17 protein-coding genes are annotated in these 16,872 nt (G+C 68.1%); 10 read left to right on the top strand and 7 right to left on the bottom strand.

The genetic code is table 11. From position 1 onward, the window contains the following. The first annotated feature begins 34 nt into the window (after window positions 1-34). Entirely contained in the window at window positions 35-625 is a 591-nt protein-coding gene (locus OJF58_RS00970) for a hypothetical protein (protein ID WP_300781179.1), read from the top strand. 117 nt (window positions 626-742) lie between these two features. On the opposite strand, the gene OJF58_RS00965 is transcribed toward OJF58_RS00970, so the two are convergent. The 3 genes from OJF58_RS00965 to OJF58_RS00955 all read right to left on the bottom strand — a co-directional run bounded on the left by OJF58_RS00965 (window position 743) and on the right by OJF58_RS00955 (window position 4,096). Continuing rightward, window positions 743-1,900 (bottom strand): NAD-dependent epimerase/dehydratase family protein, encoded by a 1,158-nt coding sequence (locus OJF58_RS00965; RefSeq protein WP_300781178.1) that lies wholly within the window; start codon window positions 1,898-1,900, stop codon window positions 743-745. Between the two features lie 85 nt (window positions 1,901-1,985). Beyond that, window positions 1,986-3,518, bottom strand: coding sequence for a glycosyltransferase family 2 protein (locus OJF58_RS00960; RefSeq protein WP_300781177.1), 1,533 nt, complete (start codon window positions 3,516-3,518; stop codon window positions 1,986-1,988). Between the two features lie 11 nt (window positions 3,519-3,529). Next, window positions 3,530-4,096 (bottom strand): hypothetical protein, encoded by a 567-nt coding sequence (locus OJF58_RS00955; RefSeq protein ID WP_300781176.1) that lies wholly within the window; start codon window positions 4,094-4,096, stop codon window positions 3,530-3,532. Between the two features lie 335 nt (window positions 4,097-4,431). Between OJF58_RS00955 and OJF58_RS00950 the strand changes: the two genes are divergently transcribed. After that, on the top strand, window positions 4,432-4,701 hold the full coding sequence (locus tag OJF58_RS00950) for a hypothetical protein (protein ID WP_300781175.1): 270 nt from the start codon (window positions 4,432-4,434) through the stop codon (window positions 4,699-4,701). On the opposite strand, the gene OJF58_RS00945 is transcribed toward OJF58_RS00950, so the two are convergent. Continuing rightward, entirely contained in the window at window positions 4,702-5,046 is a 345-nt protein-coding gene (locus OJF58_RS00945; protein WP_300781174.1) for a hypothetical protein, read from the bottom strand. Between the two features lie 152 nt (window positions 5,047-5,198). Further along, the gene (locus OJF58_RS00940; protein WP_300781173.1) at window positions 5,199-6,149 is read right to left on the bottom strand and encodes a LysR family transcriptional regulator; all 951 of its coding nucleotides are present in this window, start codon (window positions 6,147-6,149) and stop codon (window positions 5,199-5,201) included. A gap of 79 nt (window positions 6,150-6,228) precedes the next feature. Here OJF58_RS00940 and OJF58_RS00935 point away from each other — a divergent pair, with 79 nt between their 5' ends. Continuing rightward, complete coding sequence (locus OJF58_RS00935) at window positions 6,229-6,732, top strand: cupin domain-containing protein (protein WP_300781172.1); 504 nt, start codon at window positions 6,229-6,231, stop codon at window positions 6,730-6,732. A gap of 46 nt (window positions 6,733-6,778) precedes the next feature. Here OJF58_RS00935 and OJF58_RS00930 read toward each other — a convergent pair whose 3' ends face one another. Next, a complete protein-coding gene (locus tag OJF58_RS00930) occupies window positions 6,779-7,303 on the bottom strand; it encodes a superoxide dismutase family protein (RefSeq protein WP_300781171.1) in 525 nt (174 codons plus the stop codon). 69 nt (window positions 7,304-7,372) lie between these two features. Here OJF58_RS00930 and OJF58_RS00925 point away from each other — a divergent pair, with 69 nt between their 5' ends. Next, window positions 7,373-7,591: a hypothetical protein gene (locus tag OJF58_RS00925; protein WP_300781170.1), complete on the top strand. Its 219-nt coding sequence runs from the start codon at window positions 7,373-7,375 to the stop codon at window positions 7,589-7,591. 36 nt (window positions 7,592-7,627) lie between these two features. Here OJF58_RS00925 and OJF58_RS00920 read toward each other — a convergent pair whose 3' ends face one another. Then, window positions 7,628-8,437, bottom strand: coding sequence for an aldolase/citrate lyase family protein (locus tag OJF58_RS00920; RefSeq protein ID WP_300781169.1), 810 nt, complete (start codon window positions 8,435-8,437; stop codon window positions 7,628-7,630). A gap of 103 nt (window positions 8,438-8,540) precedes the next feature. On the opposite strand from OJF58_RS00920, the gene OJF58_RS00915 reads away from it, so the two are divergent. The 6 genes from OJF58_RS00915 (at window position 8,541) to OJF58_RS00890 (ending at window position 16,863) form a co-directional block, all read left to right on the top strand. Continuing rightward, window positions 8,541-10,001: a FlgO family outer membrane protein gene (locus OJF58_RS00915; RefSeq protein ID WP_300781168.1), complete on the top strand. Its 1,461-nt coding sequence runs from the start codon at window positions 8,541-8,543 to the stop codon at window positions 9,999-10,001. Between the two features lie 26 nt (window positions 10,002-10,027). Next, complete coding sequence (locus OJF58_RS00910) at window positions 10,028-11,302, top strand: hypothetical protein (RefSeq protein WP_300781167.1); 1,275 nt, start codon at window positions 10,028-10,030, stop codon at window positions 11,300-11,302. Between the two features lie 348 nt (window positions 11,303-11,650). Continuing rightward, window positions 11,651-12,208: a Crp/Fnr family transcriptional regulator gene (locus OJF58_RS00905; protein WP_300781166.1), complete on the top strand. Its 558-nt coding sequence runs from the start codon at window positions 11,651-11,653 to the stop codon at window positions 12,206-12,208. A 79-nt stretch (window positions 12,209-12,287) separates the two neighbouring features. Then, window positions 12,288-12,917, top strand: coding sequence for a hypothetical protein (locus tag OJF58_RS00900; protein ID WP_300781165.1), 630 nt, complete (start codon window positions 12,288-12,290; stop codon window positions 12,915-12,917). Between the two features lie 407 nt (window positions 12,918-13,324). Beyond that, window positions 13,325-14,983: an NAD(P)/FAD-dependent oxidoreductase gene (locus OJF58_RS00895; protein WP_300781164.1), complete on the top strand. Its 1,659-nt coding sequence runs from the start codon at window positions 13,325-13,327 to the stop codon at window positions 14,981-14,983. Between the two features lie 404 nt (window positions 14,984-15,387). Continuing rightward, a complete protein-coding gene (locus OJF58_RS00890; protein WP_300781163.1) occupies window positions 15,388-16,863 on the top strand; it encodes a flippase in 1,476 nt (491 codons plus the stop codon). Window positions 16,864-16,872: the final 9 nt, after the last annotated feature.

Below are 16,872 nucleotides of genomic sequence, written 5' to 3'. Positions count from 1 at the left end.
CGGATCGACCGGTGCGTGCCAATAGTTCGACGGCATGACACACCTCGATGCATTTCTTCACGTCAGGATCATCATCGGCATCGTCACCGGTCTCGCCATTTCGCGCCTGCTGACCGGACTGGCGCGGGTCGTCCGGCGGGCCGAATGGCAGGGAAACGGCACGCTTCATGTCGGATGGGCGTTGTTCCTGCTGCTGTTCATCGTCCACTTCTGGTGGTTCGAGCTCGGCCTGCTGAAGGTCGAGAAGTGGACGTTCGAGCTCTATCTCTTCGTGATCTTCTACGCGATCCTGCTGTTCGTCGTCTGCACGGTGCTCTTTCCCGACGACGACGACGAATATGCCGACTCGGAGGAGAGCCGGCGGCGGCAGCAACGATGGTTCTTCGGCCTCCTGGCCGCCGTCTTTCTCGTCGACCTCGGCGACGCGGTCTTCAAGGGCTCGGCCCATCTGGCGGCGCTCGGGTCCGAGTATCTCGTACGGACAGCCTTGTTCTGCGTCCTGTCGCTGGTGGCGATGATCGTCGGCAACCGGATCTTCCAGGGCACCTTTCTCACCCTTGGCCTGATCTACCAGATCGTCTGGATCGTCCGTCAGTTCGATGTCGGCGTCATGCCGTCGGGCTAGCCGCCAGAAGATTGCGCCACTGGAGTGGCGCGCTCCGACGAATCTCCCTCGCTGTGCTCGGGATGACACGGAAAGTGTGTCATCCCGAGGCGAAGCCGAGGGATCTTTCGCGAAGCCTCACACCACGACGCCGGCGCGGGCCTGCTCGGCGCGCATGGCGAGGGTGCGGTCGACGGGGCGGGGGGCCTTGCGCACCCAGTCGATCAGCTCGGGCATGCCGTCCTCGAACGAGCGCTTGGGCGTCCAGCCGAAGCGCTGCTGCATCTTGCCGATGTCGGCGAAGCAGTGGCGGATGTCGCCGACGCGATACTTGTTGGTGATCTCGGGCGCGATGTTCTTGTGCAGCTTCTCGGCCAGCACGCGGGCCACCCGGTTGACGGTGATGGCCTCGCCGCTGCCGACGTTGAAGGCGTCCCAGATCTCCTGGTCGGAGGTGATGGCGTGCATGAAGGCGTCGGTCACGTCCTTCACGTGCACGAAGTCGCGCTTCTGCTCGCCGTCCTCGTTGATCAGCGGCGCCTGGTCGTTCAACAGCCGGCCGATGAAGATGGCGCACACGCCGGTGTAGGGGTTGCTGAGCGCCTGGCGCGAGCCGTAGGCGTTGAACAGGCGCAGCGCCACCGTCGGGATGCCGCGCGCCTTGCCGTGCACCAGGAACATGCGCTCGTGCACGTACTTGCCGAGCGCGTAGATCGACGCGGGCTCCAGCGCCTTGTCCTCGGCCGTCGGCACCGGGCTGAACGGGTTGCCGGCGCCGTCCGTCACCTCCCACTGGCGGTTCCTGAGCTGCTCCATCGAGCGCTCGCGCACGCGCGCCTGCAGCCGGCCGCCCGGCGCGACGTACGCGCCCTCGCCGTAGATCGACATGCTGGACGCCACCACCATGCGCTCGAGCGAATGGCGGTCGGTGTTGTTCAGCGCCTCCATGATGACCGCCGCGGCGAGGTCGTTGTTGCGCGTATAGAGGTAGGGATCGGTCGCGCTCTGGCCGACGCCCACCGAGGCCGCCATGTGCACGAGATGGGTGACGCCGCCCTCGAGCGCATTGGCCACCAGGCCCGGCTCCAGCACGTCGCCCTTGATGCGGATGGCCTTCCGGTTGAGGTACTTCGGCCAGCCGTCGGCGTCGTTGTCGCCGTCGGCATGGACCTGCGGCAGCAGCGCGTCGAGCACCGTCACCTTGAAGCCGTTGTCGATCAGGTCGTCGACCAGATGGGAGCCGATGAACCCGGCCCCGCCGGTCACCAGCGCATGCTTTTCCTTCGTCGCAGACATCTTCCACACACCCTTTCGTTCCCACATTGACACTCTACGCACCGCCGGTTCCCAGGCCGGCGGATCACCACACAAAACCGTCGCGCTACGCCGCCTCGTTGGCTGCGTGCGGCACCCCGATGCCGGCCCCCGCCGGCGGAGCGATGATCCGGTTCTTCGAGTCGTAGCCCAGCGTGCCGAGCCGGATCAGCTCGGGCACCAGCTCGCGGTTGCGGTCGAGCTTCAGCGTGCGCTCCCACACCAGCCCCTCGTCGCGGCGCCACATGCGGAAGCCGATCACGAGCGGCAGCGTCCAGAAGGTCCACCACGCCATCAGGAACAGCGGGTTCACGCGCAGCATGAAGCGGAGGCGGCGCCAGACGCTGGTCTCGACCAGCCGCGTGCGCTTCCAGGTGTTGACGTAGAGGCAGGTGAGCGAGGTCACCAGCATCCAGAGGTTGGCGAGCGCGAGATAGACCGTCCATCCCGGAAGCTGGTCGGCGCCGCTGAAGAAGTTCCACGCCGTCCAGACGCCGACCGGCAGGCCGATCACGTTGAACGACAGGCTGAGGCAGGGCACGAAGATCGCCCACGCCTTCAGCTTCTCGACCAAGGTGAAGCCCATCGCGTCGAGCGGCACGGTGAGGCTCTGGAAGAAGCCCGCGACCCAGCGCTTGCGCTGCAGGATGCAGGTCGAGAGCGCCTTGGGCGCCTCCTCGATCAGCGAGCCCTCGATGATGCCGAGCCGCCGGCCGTTCTTCCAGAACCGCATGCCGACCTCGGGGTCCTCGATCGTGAGCCAGGGGTGGAAGCTGCCCAGCGCCAGCAGGTCCCTGGCCTTGAAGATCAGGCCCTTGCCCAGCACCCAGTACGGGTTGCGGCCGTTGCTGGAGAGATGCTGGTACTTGAAGCCGTCCCAGGCCATGTGGTCCATGGCGCAGAAGGTGGCCGTCCAGCTGTCGAGCAGGTTGCCGGCGATGTTCTTGGCCTGCAGCACGTCGTAGCGGCGGATGCCGATGGCGGCGGCCAGGAAGTGGTCGCTGGGCGGCGCGGAGTCGGCGTCGATGTAGCTCACCAGGAAGTCGCTCGAGCCGCGCTCGAGCAGCGTGTTGTAGAAGGCGTAGATGAGCTGGCGCGTCTTCTTGGGCGGCAGGTCGCGGTTGCGGGCGCGCGCGCCCTCGTGCCACCAGTAGGCGGCGGGCTTGCCGTTGGGCAGCCGGACCGTTTCCCACGACGCCCACACGACGTTCCAGGAGGGATCGCTGGTCGGCGGCACGACCATCAGGTCGAGGAAGTCGAACTGGCGCTGCAGGTCGCGCAGGGACGCAATCGTCGCCTCGTCGGACGCATTGGGGATGGCCACCACCTTGTAGCGATGGCGCGGATATTCCATCTTCGCCAGCGCGCGGAACGTCGTCTCCATCGTCTCCCGCGCCTCCCGGAGCACGGGGTAGAACATGACGATGAAGGGCCAGTCGGCGTCGTCGCCCTTGCGCAGGTCGGCCTCCTCGCTCATGTCGACCATGTTGACCGGCAGCGAGAAGAGATAGAGGTCGGCCGCGAAGGTGAGGGCGTAGACGGTCTGGACGGCGAGGAGGGCGCAGAGGCCGACCTCGTGGCTGGTGATGAGATCGAGCACGGCGAGCCCCCTTACTTCGCGGCCACGCTCGGCGCGGCCGTCGGGGCCGGCGTCGGGTAGCGATACAGAACGACCGGATAGGCGGCCTTGCGCGCGCGGTCCGTGCTTTCGACCTTGAACTTGCCGCGGATCTCGCCCCTGGCATCGGGCGGGCCGAACTCGAAACCGTAGAGGTTGTCGAGGTACGGCTGGTCGGAGTCGAGGAACATGCGGCCGCCTTCCATGCGGCCCCACCAGTTGGCCACGCCCATGCCCTGGAAGTTGGTCATGTCCTGGCCGTCGCCGAGGTTCCACACCCACCAGTTGTCGGCCTTGCCCTGCCGGATGTCCTGCACGACCATGGCGACGCACATCGTTCCCGACGAGCCGCCGAGCATGACGTCGCCCTTCCAGATGCCGTAGTAGGGCCGATCCTCCGGCCGCGCGGCATCGGACGGCTTGATGGCATAGGCGACGCGCTGGTCGCACAGGCGGATATGTTTGGCGTCCGGTTGCAGGGACGTCTTCTGCGGCTCGGCCTGCGTCGCGCAGCCGGCCGCCAGCAGCGATCCGAGGATCGCCAATGCGATGCGATTCATGGTCCACACACCTTGCGTCCCGACCCCTCGGGACATCTGCCCGCCCCGACCCCTCGGAGCGAACGGTGTGCTTATGCCTCGAATCGCAGGGGAAAGTCTGCAGCGAAGGTGTAACAGTCGTCTGGAAAATTGTAACGATTGTAGCCGCTTGGCTGCCGTCCCTCAGCTTCGGGCTCAGGGACTTCGATCGGCGGCGAGGGCGCCGCTCAACGTGCCGCGTGCCCGGTGTTCCCGACCGAGGTGCCTGCCTTCGCGGGCAACCCCGCCGGTGCGACGACCATTTTTTCTGGACGACCCTTTCCACAGTCGAAGGATCACGAATCATGCCAGGAATCATGCAACGAGTCCTTGCGGCCATGCTCGTCAGCCTCGCCTTCGCCGTTCCCGCGGTCGCCCAGACCTCCTCGCAGGCGCCGGACTGGCGGCAGGCGGTGGGCAACCTGCTCACCGGCAATCAGGATCGCGACAACGCCGTGCAACAGGCCTACGAACGGGGATACCGGCGCGGCCGTGACGACGAAGCCCGCCAGGCCCGCCCGTACCAGCAGCCGCGCTACGACAACGGCAGCTATGACCGCGACCGGGGCGGTTCCTACAGTCGCTAGCTATCCCACCTTGGGCAGACGCAGGTTGAGGTGGCCGACCCTGGTCGACCACCGCGCCGGCGGCAGATGTGGGCTGGGGCGCGGGTAGAGCGTGGCGGCGTCGAGCGGCTCGAGGGCGATGTGCTCGGCGAGCGCGGGGCGCGTCTCGTCGCGGCTGTATTCCAGGTAGACCCGCCGGCGCTCGGGCAGGGCGAGGATGAAGCCGCCGGCCAGCAGATCGCCGTGCGTCAGGGTCCAGCGCGCCTCGACGCACTGGATGTCGCGTGGCGCCAGCCCGCGCGTCACCGCGAGCGCGAGCGCGCGCATGAAGAGATGGATGTCCGTGACCGGCTGGCTAGCCGCCATCCGATCGGATTCCAGGCGCAACAAATCGATGAGTCATCCCCGTGCTGCGTTGCCCGTGCTGGTGTTTTCCCAAGGGCCGCGCACTGTCGCCGGCAAAATCGGCGAAGGTGCGGCGTCAATCTGCAGGCGCCGTGTGCGGTGTGGCGGCTGGATCAGGCGAAGACCTCGGTGGCCTTCACGACCTGCTCGCGCAGCCAGCGGTGCGCGGGCTCGTGGTCGTGGCGGCGGTGCCAGTAGAGGTGCACCTCCGGCACCGGGACCGGGATCGGCGGCTGGTAGACGCCGAGCGCGAGCTCGTCCGCGACCGCGCGGGCCAGTTGCACCGGCACCGCGGCCAGCAGCCGGCCGCGCGCGACGGCGAGCGCCACGCCGTGGAACTGCGGCAGCGTGAGGACGACGCGCCGTCGCCGGCCGATCGCCGCCAGCGCATCGGAGACCGCCGAGCCGGTGGTGCTGCCGTCGATCGAGCGCAGCGCGTGCGGCAGGGCGCAGAAGAGATCGAGCGGGACGGGCTCGCCCTCGCGCACGCCGGCGGCGGCGAGATCGGGATGGCCTCTGGCTGCGATGACCGCGAACGGCCCGCGGAACAGCGGTCGGCGCGAGACCCAGTCCGGCAGGTCGAGCGGCCGCTCGATCGCCATGTCGATCTTGTCGTCGCTCAGGAGCCGGTCGACATCGCCGCGCGCGCTGTCGAGGAAATGCAGCGTGATGCCGGGCGCGGCGCGCGCCACCGTCTCGGACAGATCCGGCATCATCAGCATGGAGAAGAAGTCGGCGCCGAGCAGGGTGAAGCCGCGCTTCTCGGCGGCGGGATCGAAGCGGGCGCCGGCGGAGAGCGCCTGCTCGATGCGGGCGAGCGCGTCGCGCAGCGGCTCGCCCAGCGCCAGCGCGCGCGGCGTCGGCACCATCTCGTTGCCCTGCCGCACGAACAGCTCGTCGCCCAGCAGATGGCGCAGCCGGCCGAGCGCGGCGCTGACCGCCGGCTGGCTGAGCCCGACGCGCTCGCCCGCGCGCGTGGCGCTGCGCTCGCGCATCAGGGCGTCGAAGACGCGCAGGAGATTGAGGTCGAAGGCGGCGAAATTCATGGCATCGATCGGACCCATACGATCATTCGATTTCCGCATCGGCCGACGCGGGCGTATCGACTCGCGGCGAGGATAGCATCAGCACAGGAGCCTCACGATGACCGCCCTCACGACGACCGCCGAAGCCACGCAACAGATGTCTCCGGTCGTGCGAGCGCCGGGCGAAGGCTCGCGCCACGATGTCCTGGGCGCCACGCACCTCTATAAGGTATTGGCGGCGGAAACCGGCGGCAGCCTCTCGGTGTTCGAGGAGACCATCCCGCCCGGGATCGGCGCGCCGCCGCACACCCACAGCCGCGAGGACGAGGCGTTCTACATCGTGGCGGGCGAGATGACCTTCGAGATCGAAGGCCGGTCCCGGCCGCTGCGGCTCGGCGCCGGCGGCTTCGTCCTCGCCCCGCGCGGCAGCCGGCATGCCTTCCGCAACGAGTCGGCGGCCGAGGCGAAGATGCTGGTCCTGGCGCTGCCGGGCGCCGGGCTGGAGCGCATGTTCGGCGCCTTCGACGCGGCCGTGCGCAAGGCCGGGGCCGGCATGCCGCCGGTCGAGGAGATCGTCGCGATCGCCGCGCGCAGCGGCGTCACGGTCGATCCGCCGGCCTGATCCGGCGCGCGCCCGAGCCGGCGCGTGGAAGCGGCGCTCTTCGGCCTCACTCCGTGACCACGCCGCAGGCGATGCGATCGCCGGCATTGCCGGCCGGGTCGCTCTTGTAGTCGTCGGCGCGGGCATGGATCACGATCGCCGAGCCGTCGGCGTCGAGCACCGAGTTGGGCTGGCCCCTGGCCAGCGTGATCATGGGATTGGCGATCTCGACCGCGAGCGCGCCGGAGGCGGGGACGGAGAGGTTGGGCATGTCGCCGGCATGCAGCCCCTCGGCCGCCTCCATGCCGTGCTTCCTGTGGCCGGGATTGAAATGACCGCCGGCGCTGGTGAAGGCGGGCGGCTCGCACTTGCCGACGGCGTGGATGTGCACGGCATGCTCGCCCGGCGGCAGGCCCGCGACCGAGATCCGGAGCAGCACGCCGTGCGGCGTCTGGGTCAGCCGGACCTCGCCCACCGCCTTGCCCTTGGCGTCCTTCAGCGCCGCGTGCGCCGTCTGCGCCGCCGCGGGAAGAGCCGCCAGACAGCCGGCCGCCGCGACCGCGAGCCCGCACACGATTCTCGGGAGAGTCATTTCCGGTCCTCCGTTCCTTTCGCGCCGCGCACGATGCCGTCCCGCCGTCACCGGCTCAAGCGGCCTTGCATGCACAGGCTTGCGTTCGCAGAGGTCGGCTGCAAGAACCGGTGTCATCCCGAGCGGAAGTGGCTGCAGCACATGACTTGTTTCTTGTTGGTGGCGCTCGTGGCCCTGCTCGCCGGCTGCCTGCCCTCGCATGCCGGCGCCGTCGAGCAGCGCGCGATCGCCTTCGACGACATCGCGCCGGCCGGCCTCGTGCTCGAGCAGTGCTGGGACGCAGGATGAGGCTGGTGGTGATCGGTAAGTGGAACGAGAAGCGCGCTATTCTGTCACCCAAGTGGCCGCCTGACGCGCGTGCTGCTTCAGCATGACGATGTCGAATCCATAGACCAGAAGGCGATGGCCTCGGCTCCGGTTCGCCTGCGCCTGCTCCTTGGTCAGCGCGGAGGCGCCAAGTGCGATGCCCGACTTGAGGATCGCGTTCTCCGCATGCCGAATCGCTTCCACGAGGACAGGCGAGTCGAATTGGCCCGACACGCCGAGTTCGGTCGAGAGGTCGAACGTGGCAATGATCATGTAGTCGATGCCCTCGACCTTGCAGATCTCCTCGATGTTGTCGACCGCAGCCCTGGTCTCGATGAGAAGGCCGCACACCGTCTCGCCGCCGCGGTTGGGCAAGTAGTCCATCATCTCGACGTTCCATCGGGAATGGGCGACGAACGGTCCCCAGCCGCGATGGCCCTTCGGAGGATAGGTGGTGAGGTCCACGCATTCGGCGGCCTCCTCCGCTGTCCGCACCAGTGGAAACATGATGCCTTCGGCCCCGGCGTCGAGCGCCGGCTTGACGAAGGCTTCGTCGCGTTTGGGGACACGCACCCATGGCGAACAGTTCGTGCCTGCCGTCGCTGCGACCATGGCATGGAGGGTCTCGATGCCGATTGGGGCATGCTCCTGGTCGACAACCAGCCAGTCCGCTCCTGCTGCGGCAAAGGCCTGCGTCACTACCGCTGAAGGGATGAGACAGATATAACCTCCCAGCGGCTCATTGCTTTTGTGAATCCGATCCTTGATGCCGGTCATAGTCATTCCTCCCGTCTTCCCAGGAATGCCACCGTGCTCGCCTGCCGGCATTAAAGTCCTGAACGGACGCTCAATAAGTTCTTAAAATGTCCGGGCAATGAGCCCGGAACCGCCTGCCGAGACCTCGTACACGTTTGGAGCCTTTCGCCTGGACGTGACGACGAAGGCCCTGTTTCACGGCGACGACCTCGTCGGCCTGGGTGGTCGGGCAGTGTCCCTGCTGCGCGTTCTCCTCCAGCACCCAGGCCTGCCGGTCTCCAAGGACTTGCTCATTGAGCAGGCGTGGAGCGGTCGGGCGGTGGAAGAAGGCAATCTCGCTACCCAGATGACGACGCTGCGCAAGGCGCTCGGCCTCGAGCCGGGCGGGGAGCGATGGATCGAGACGCTGCCGAGACGTGGCTATCGCTATGTCGGCCCGGCTGTCACTGCAGAACCCGACACGCGGGCTCGTTCGTCGATCGCCGTGTTGCCGTTCGTCGATTTGTCGGACCACACTGCCCACCACCACTTCGGTGACGCCATTGCCGACGACATCATCATGGCTCTCACGCGGTTCAAGTGGTTCATGGTTGTAGCGCGCAATACGAGCTTCGCCTTCCGCGACGCATCAGTCGATGTCCGGGAGGTCGCGGCCCGGCTGGGTGTGCGCTATCTCGTGGCCGGAAGCTATCGCTCGGCCGGCGGACGCATTCGCGTCACGGCGCAGCTCATCGATGCCGCGACCGGCGGTCATATCTGGGCCGAGCGCTACGAGCGCGACCTGTCCGACGTGTTCGCCATCCAGGACGACATCACCGATCACGTTGTCGGCGCCATCGAGCCCGAGCTTCTGAAGTCAGAGACCGGACCGGCCGCGCTTCGCCATGGCGACATGCAGACGGCATGGAACCTCGTCCGCCGGGGCGTCCTGCTGTTCCATCGCGTCGCCCGGGAGCCGCACGAACAGGCTCGCAAGCTTTTCCAGACGGCGACGAAGCTGGATCCGTTTTTGCCCGAGGCGCACATCTGGCTGGCGCGCGTGTGCGGCGGCATCGGCTTATGGGGATGGAGCGACCGGCCGGAGGCGGTGATTCAGGAAGGGCTGACGGCGGCGATGACGGCGGTCCGCCTCGATGCGAAAAACCCGTACGCCCATTACGGCCTCGCCATCACGAGCTGCGCCGCGCACCGGCTCGACCAGGCGGTGCACGCGGCGCATCGCATCATCGAACTCAGCTCGAGCTTCGCCCTCGGCCATCTCGTGCTCGGAATGGCGCACCTCTACGCCGGCCGCGCACAGGAAGCGAGAGACGCGCTGCGGCAAGGGCTGCGATTGAATGCTTACGATCCGCACAATTTCGCCTGGTTCGACCTGCTGGCGCTCGCTCATCTGTTCCTGGAGGAGCGGGACCTCGCTTTGGCGGCGGCCAACAAGGCGTTGGAGATCCGCCCGGAGGCCCAGATGACCCTTGAGGTGGCCGCGCTCTGTTGCGCCCAGATCGGGCAGACCGAGAAGGCGGCACGGCATTTCGATGCGATGCGACGCGCCACCGATTCGACCAGCAACCTTCTCAAGCCGCTGAAACATCTCAATCCCGAATGGAGCCGCAGACTGGACGCGCTCTTGAGACAATGATGCCGCCCCGTCGGCAGGAGCAATCGATGCGTCACGTCCTTCTTGCGGTCGCCCTGCTGGCCGCTCTTGCCGCTGCGATCGCCGTCACGTGCATCGTCGGCTCATCGCCGTCCCAGGCAGGCCCGACAAGCCGCGCGCTCGCGGCCAGCGAACGGCCGATCGCCTTCGACGACATCGCGCCGGCCGGCCTCGTGCTCGAGCAGTGCTGGGACGCGATCGGCATGGACCGCCGCGAGCGGGTCTATATCGGCTTCACCAGCCGGCGCGCCGACGGGCGCGAGGATTTCGCCGTCTTCCGCTACGACCCGGCGAGCGGCGAGCGCCGCTTCCTCGGCACCTTCATGGACGCCGCGCGGACGGTCGGCAATCTCGCGCCCGGCGAGGAGATTCCCAAGGGCCACACGCACCTGGTCGAGATCGACGGCCGGATCTACATGGGCTCGCAGGGCTTCCACGATCTCAAGGAATCGATCGATGCGCTGCCCGGCTATCGCGGGTCGCATCTCTACGCCTACGACATCGCGCGCGACAAGCTGGAGGACGTGAGCCGCGCGCTGCCGGGCGGCGTGGTGACGCGCTACCAGGGCCTGATCGCGCTCGCCCACGCGCCGGGCTCCGATCTGCTGGTCGGTCTCGCCCATCCGTCGAGCGACATCGTGCTGTTCGACACCAAGCGCAACCGCGTGCGCGAGGTCGTGGCCGGCATTCCGTGGCGTCTCGGCAATCCCCTGAGCCGCGAGATCGTCGCTACGAAGGCGGGCAGGATATACACCTATCGCGGCACCGAGGATCCGGCGCGGCGTGGGGCGGTGCATCGCATCTGGGCCTACGACCTCGCGACGGGAGCGATGGCCGCGACCGCCTACACCGCGAGCGGCGGCTTCTGGAACGGCCAGACCAAAACGCGCGACGGCCGCACGATCTGGCTCTCGACGGTGAACGGCGAGCTCTACCGGCTCGATGTCGCGAGCGGCGCCTTCACGCATCTCGGGACGTTCCTGCCGCGCGAGGAGATCGCGGCCGGCGAGCGGGTGGACCAGCTCTACGGCATCACGCTCTCGGCCGACGAGACGCGCCTCTACGGCATTCCCCGCCGCAGCCATGCCCGGGGCTCGAACCTCTACGCCTACGACATCGCCTCGGGCGCGGTCGGCCTGGTCGGCCCGGTGCCGCCCGCCGTCTATGCCGGCAGCGACCTGCGCGACTCGCGCGGCAACATCTACTTCGCCCGCTTCGGCGACGGCGCCTCCGTCTGGCAAGGCACCGCACGGCTGGCGATCTTCCATCCCGCCGCGCGATAGCGCCCACGGAAAGCGGCCCGGCAATCTCCGTGTCATCCCGAGCCGAAGGCGAGGGATCCTTCGCGACGCCGACCAAGGATCCCTCCCTTCGGCTTCGCTCAGGGCAAGCGCTCCGCTCGGGATGACGCGGCCTTGAGTGCTGTGGCGCGACTTGCCCGGCGGCAGCAGCGCGCTGCATCGCCAGCACGTCTGCCCGCATCGGCAGGTGCGGCTTCGGGGACGCTCGTTCCGGGTGTGCGCGGGAGCGCCATCCTGTACGTTTTCCCGGGTGCGCCGATCGGGCGCCCAAGGAGCAGATTGACTGACCTGGGCCACCTCCTGCCGCGCTCCCTGGAGGCAGGGAGCACGATGCGCGAGCTTGCGAACGGCGAACCGCTGTTTCGCCAGGGCGATCCCGTTACGGCAATCTACAGGGTAGAAAGCGGACGGCTCCGCCTGGTCCGCCGGACCATCGACGACCATCTCGTGATCCTCCACACCGCCCGGGAAGGTGAGTTCTTTTCCGAGGCCGCGCTTTTCGCCGAGGCGTACCATTGCGACGCCGTTGCCACGGCGCCCTCGCGCATTCGCGTTTATGCGAAGAAGGCGATCAAGGACGCGCTCCGGACGGATCCGGCACTTTCGGAGGCGTTCATGGCCCGGCTGGCACGGCAGCTTCAGGACCTCCGTGCCCGGATGGAGTTGCGGAACATCCGGTCGGCCCGGGAGCGCGTAATGCAATACCTTCGCTCACGCGCAGGCGCCGGCGGCCGGCGCATCGCCGTCGAGAGCCGGTTGCAGGACATTGCGGCAGAGGTCGGCCTGACCCGCGAGGCGCTGTATCGCACGCTCGCATCGCTCGAGGCGGAAGGGCGGATCGCGCGCACGAAGTCCGACATAAGGATCACCAGGGACACGTCGAGATAAGTTGGCCGCGCATGATCCTGATCATGCGATCGGCAGCGCCGTCCGGGTAAATTCAACCGGGACTTCTGGAGGACGATCGATGGCTTCGATCCGCAGTCTGATGGCGATCGGCGGCGTGCTGGTTGCGGCAGGGGCATTCGCTGCTTGGGCGCAAAGCCCGCCGGCCCAGCCGCCGATGGATGCCGGCCCGATGCCGATGCATCGTCATGAAGGAATGATGCCGATGGCCGGCCATGCCGGCGCGGCCGGGAGCGCGACGCTTCCGACCGCTCCGGGACAGGATGCATTCGGCGCCATTCAGGAGATCGTGCACATGCTGGAGGCCGATCCCGGGACCGACTGGTCGAAGGTCGACCTCGAAGCCCTGCGGCAGCACCTGATCGACATGAACGAGCTTACGCTGAAGGCGGCCGAGACTCCGAAAGTCGTCGATGGCGGCCTGGAGATCGCGGTCATCGGCGAGGGCCGGACGCTCGCGGCGATCCAGCGGATGGTCCCGGCCTGGGCGGCGACCATGAACGGCCACAAGGGCTGGACGACGAAGGCGACGGCGCTGCCGAACGGCGAGTCGCTCACGGTGACCGCGACCGACCCCGGGGAGATCCGGCACATCCGCGGGCTCGGCTTCATCGGCCTGATGGCGAGCGGCTCGCACCACCAGCCTCACCACCTGGCGATGGCCAGGGGCGAGTTCGGGCACAAGCACTGAGCGCCACTGACAAGCGACAAGAGCAGACGCCCAGTATCGTGTCATCCCGAGCGTCAGCGAGGGATCCTTTATCGGCGCCAGCCAAAGATCCCTCGCTCCGCTCGGGATGACACAACCTGTTGCGATCCAAGGCACCCGTTTCATTTTCGAGGGTCACGCTGCCGGTGACGACCTCCAGTGCCGCTCACTTGGCCATGACGGCCGCTGAGCGCGAGCAGCAGCGGCGCAGCTTCGGGGCGGGCGCTACGAAAATCACCATGCAGTTCATCCGGACCTCGGTAACTACCATCGGCCATACTGGCTGCCGGCCTACTGGCTTCCGGCCCGCGAAAGCGGCATCTTTGCCGTCTGTACTCGGCCGCCGCCCGCGTTACCATCATCGGAACAAGTACACAGGAACCAGACCCATGCTCGACTACGAAGTCATCGTCATCGGGGCGGGCGTTGCCGGGATCTATCAGATCAAGCGGCTGGTCGATCTCGGCATAAGGGCCACCGTGCTGGAGGCGGCGGGCGGGCTCGGCGGGACGTGGTACAACAACCGCTATCCCGGCGCGCGCTTCGATTCGGAGAGCTACACCTACGGCTATTCCTTCTCGCGCGAGCTCCTGGACGAATGGCACTGGAAGGAGCGCTTCTCCGGCCAGCCCGAGAACCTGCGCTACCTGAACCACGTCGCCGACAAGTTCGACCTGCGCCGGCACATGCAGTTCAACTGCCGCGTCGACGCCGCGCACTGGGACGAGGCGGGGAACTTCTGGCGGCTCACGGTGTCGGACGGCCGCACGCTCACCGCGCGCTTCGTGATCATGACGCTGGGGCTGCTCTCCATTCCCGCCCGGCCGCGCTATCCCGGCATGGAGCAGTTCAAGGGCCGCTCGTTCCACACCTTCGACTGGCCGCACGAGGGCGTGCCGTTCGCCGGCAAGAAGGTGGCCGTGATCGGCACCGGCGCCACCGCCATCCAGGCGATCCCGGTGATCGCGGAGACGGCGGCCGAGCTCACCGTTTTCCAGCGCCGGCCCAACTGGGCGGCGCCCTTGAACAACGGGCCGATCTCCGAGGAGGAGATGGCCGACATCCGCCGCCGCTACGACGAGATCTTCGCCACCTGCGCGCGCACGCCCGGCGGCTTCGAGCACGAGCCCGACCGGCGCGGCTTCTGGGAGGTCTCGCGCGAGGAGCGGCTCAGGCTCTGGGATCGTCTTTACGACGAGCCGGGCTTCGGCATCTGGCTGCGGAACTTCCGCGAGATCTTCACCGACGAGAAGGCCAACGCCGAGTTCTCCGAGTACATCGCCGGGCGCATCCGCCGGCGCGTCAAGGATCCGGCGACGGCCGAGAAGCTGATCCCGCGCGATCACGGCTTCGGCGTGCAGCGCGTGCCGCTCGAGACCAACTACTACGAGGCCTACAACCGCGACAACGTGCACCTGGTCGATGTCAGCGCGACGCCGATCGTGCGCGTGACCGAGACCGGCCTCGCCACCACCGAGCGCGACTACGACTTCGACATCATCGTCTACGCCACCGGCTTCGACGCCATCACCGGCGCCTACGACCATATCGACATCCGCGGCACCGGCGGCGAGCGGCTGGCCGAGCTGTGGAAGGATGGTCCCTCGACCTTCCTTGGCCTGATGGTGGCGGGCTTCCCCAACATGCTGATGCCGACCGGCCCGCAAAGCGGCTCGGCGTCGGTCAACTTCCCGCGCGGCATCGAGCTCGGCGTCAACTGGTGCACGGACCTGCTGATCCACATGCGCGAGCACGGCCAGGCGCGCTGCGAGCCGACGCTGGCGGCCCAGGCGCGCTGGACCAAGCACGTGCAGGACATGTACGCCATGCTGCTGCTGCGCAAGGCCAAGGGCTGGTTCACGGGCTACAACTCGAACGTGCCCGGCCACGAGGAAGGCCACGTGCGCTACGTCGTCTACAACGGCGGCCAGCCCAAATACACCTCGATCCTCAACCAGGTGGCGATGAGCGGCTACGAGGGCATCGTGCTCGGCCCGCCGTCGGCGGTCACCCAAGCGCGCGACCCCGATCGCGCGCATGCGGTGTAGCGGCGGGAAGATCGCGCCACCGGAGCGGCGCGCCTCGTCGAGCACTCATCGGAGCGCGCAACTCCAGTTGCGCTCAGGGGTTGTTGGAACGCAAAGATTGCGCCACTGGAGTGGCGCGCTCCCCCGAGCGCAGCGAGGGATCTTTCGCTGCGCCACCATCAGCGGCACCGAGGCGCTGAAGTGGATCGACGAGGCGGCGATGCCGAAGAAACAGCCGTCGATGTAGGCCCGGGCGTCGCTCCTCTCCGTCGGACACGGAGAGGTTGTGGCCGTGACGTCCGGTCACGGCGCGCTCACGGCATGGTCACCCGTTTGCAACTCCCGCGCATCGCGCGATGGCCCACACTGTCCACATCGGTTGCTGTGACGAAATCGTAGCAACCGCCTGTTGCAGGAGGCGGGTCGTGAGCGAAACGGTGGTGGTCGGCGGGCGCGCCGTCGCGGGAGGGATTGGCTCCCGGGGCGTTGTCGCGCCGAATCGGAAGCGCATCGCCACCAATGTCCTGAGCCTCTCCGTCACCTACCTGCTCGGCTTCCTCGCCACCATCGGCATCAGCATCTACGTGCGGCGCATCCTCGGCCCCGAGGCGGTGGGACAGGTCAACTGGGTCCAGGCCGCGCTGGGCTTCGGCGCGATCCTGATCAATCCCGGCCTCACGACGGTGGGCCAGCGCGAGCTCGCCAGGGACAGGAAGGCGGATCTGCCCGGCCTGATCGTGACCTTGCAGACGCTCCTCGCCGCGCTGGCGGTCGCCGTCTGCCTCGTCTGCGCGGCGCTGGGGGCGCTGGGCCGCGTGCGCAGCCTGCTGCTCGCGATCCAGGCGGTGGGGCTGCTCTTCGTCGCCTGGAACCTCGGCTGGGTCCTGCAGGCGCACGAGCGCATGGTGGCGCCGAGCTTCGCCAACCTCGCCTTCAACGCTTTGCAGCTCCCGCTCTTCCTGCCCTTCGTTCACGGTCCGGCGGACGTCTACTGGTATGCGGGCCTGGGCCTTTCCTATCCCGGCCTGATGGCGCTGTTCACCGTCTGGTACGTGGCGCGCCACCGCCTCGTCGCGGCGTGGCGGATCGGGCTCGCCGGGGCGCGCGCGCTGCTGGCCGAGGCCTGGCCGCTCGCCCTGGCGCAGGGCGCGGGCCTGGTCTTCCTCTACGCCGACACCCTGATCCTGGGCGTGACCGACGGCGACGAGGCGGTGGGCCAGTACTCGACCGCCTATCGCCTGATGATGGTCTCGGCGTTCGTCACCGCCTCGCTGTGGAACGCCTACTTCCCGGTGCTGGCGCGCAGCCGCGAGGCGCCGGCGCAGGCGGTCCGCCTGTCGCGCGAGTATCTCGGGCTGCTCGCCTGGAGCGGCTTCCCGATCGCGGCGCTGGGCTGGGCCGTCGGCCGGCATGTCGTCGCGATGATGTACGGCCCGGCCTTCGCCGAGGCCGGCCGGCTGTTCGAATGGCTATGCCTCGCCGTCGCGCTGCAGTTCGTCAATCACGGTCTGTCGCAGATCCTCGTCCCGTGGGGCTATGGCCGCATCCAGTTCCGCATCGTCGCCTGGGGCGCGGTCGCCAACATCGCCGCCAACCTGGCGATCATCCCGCTCTGGGGCGCGTGGGGCGCCGTGGCGACCACCATCGGCTCGGAGGCCCTGGTGCTCGTGCTGGGCCTCAGCGCCCGCCGGCGCCACGACATCTTCCGCCACCCGGTGCTTCCCCTGATCGTCCCGCCGCTCCTCTGCTCGGCGGCCGTGGCGCTCGCCATCGCCGCCTTGCCCGAAACGTGGGACGCCCGATGGTGGGCAGCGCTCGCCGCCGGCACGGCCGTGCTCGCGCTCTGCCTCCTCTGGTTCGAGCGCCGCGTGATCGGCACGCTCCTCCACCGCGGCGCGTGATCGCGGCCC

The organism is Enhydrobacter sp., from assembly GCF_030246845.1.
Taxonomy (GTDB): Bacteria; Pseudomonadota; Alphaproteobacteria; order Reyranellales; family Reyranellaceae; genus Reyranella.
This window is presented reverse-complemented; position numbering and strand designations above follow the sequence as displayed.

Coding starts and splice junctions, on each gene's coding strand:
- OJF58_RS00925 (WP_300781170.1), top strand. CDS start 7,373: ATGCACAGGCTTGCGTTCGCAGAGGTCGGCTGCAAGAACCGGTGTCAT.
- OJF58_RS00965 (WP_300781178.1), bottom strand. CDS start 1,900: ATGTCTGCGACGAAGGAAAAGCATGCGCTGGTGACCGGCGGGGCCGGG.
- OJF58_RS00900 (WP_300781165.1), top strand. CDS start 12,288: ATGGCTTCGATCCGCAGTCTGATGGCGATCGGCGGCGTGCTGGTTGCG.
- OJF58_RS00905 (WP_300781166.1), top strand. CDS start 11,651: ATGCGCGAGCTTGCGAACGGCGAACCGCTGTTTCGCCAGGGCGATCCC.
- OJF58_RS00930 (WP_300781171.1), bottom strand. CDS start 7,303: ATGACTCTCCCGAGAATCGTGTGCGGGCTCGCGGTCGCGGCGGCCGGC.
- OJF58_RS00920 (WP_300781169.1), bottom strand. CDS start 8,437: ATGCCGGCAGGCGAGCACGGTGGCATTCCTGGGAAGACGGGAGGAATG.
- OJF58_RS00940 (WP_300781173.1), bottom strand. CDS start 6,149: ATGGGTCCGATCGATGCCATGAATTTCGCCGCCTTCGACCTCAATCTC.
- OJF58_RS00955 (WP_300781176.1), bottom strand. CDS start 4,096: ATGAATCGCATCGCATTGGCGATCCTCGGATCGCTGCTGGCGGCCGGC.
- OJF58_RS00895 (WP_300781164.1), top strand. CDS start 13,325: ATGCTCGACTACGAAGTCATCGTCATCGGGGCGGGCGTTGCCGGGATC.
- OJF58_RS00950 (WP_300781175.1), top strand. CDS start 4,432: ATGCAACGAGTCCTTGCGGCCATGCTCGTCAGCCTCGCCTTCGCCGTT.
- OJF58_RS00935 (WP_300781172.1), top strand. CDS start 6,229: ATGACCGCCCTCACGACGACCGCCGAAGCCACGCAACAGATGTCTCCG.
- OJF58_RS00970 (WP_300781179.1), top strand. CDS start 35: ATGACACACCTCGATGCATTTCTTCACGTCAGGATCATCATCGGCATC.
- OJF58_RS00945 (WP_300781174.1), bottom strand. CDS start 5,046: ATGGCGGCTAGCCAGCCGGTCACGGACATCCATCTCTTCATGCGCGCG.
- OJF58_RS00910 (WP_300781167.1), top strand. CDS start 10,028: ATGCGTCACGTCCTTCTTGCGGTCGCCCTGCTGGCCGCTCTTGCCGCT.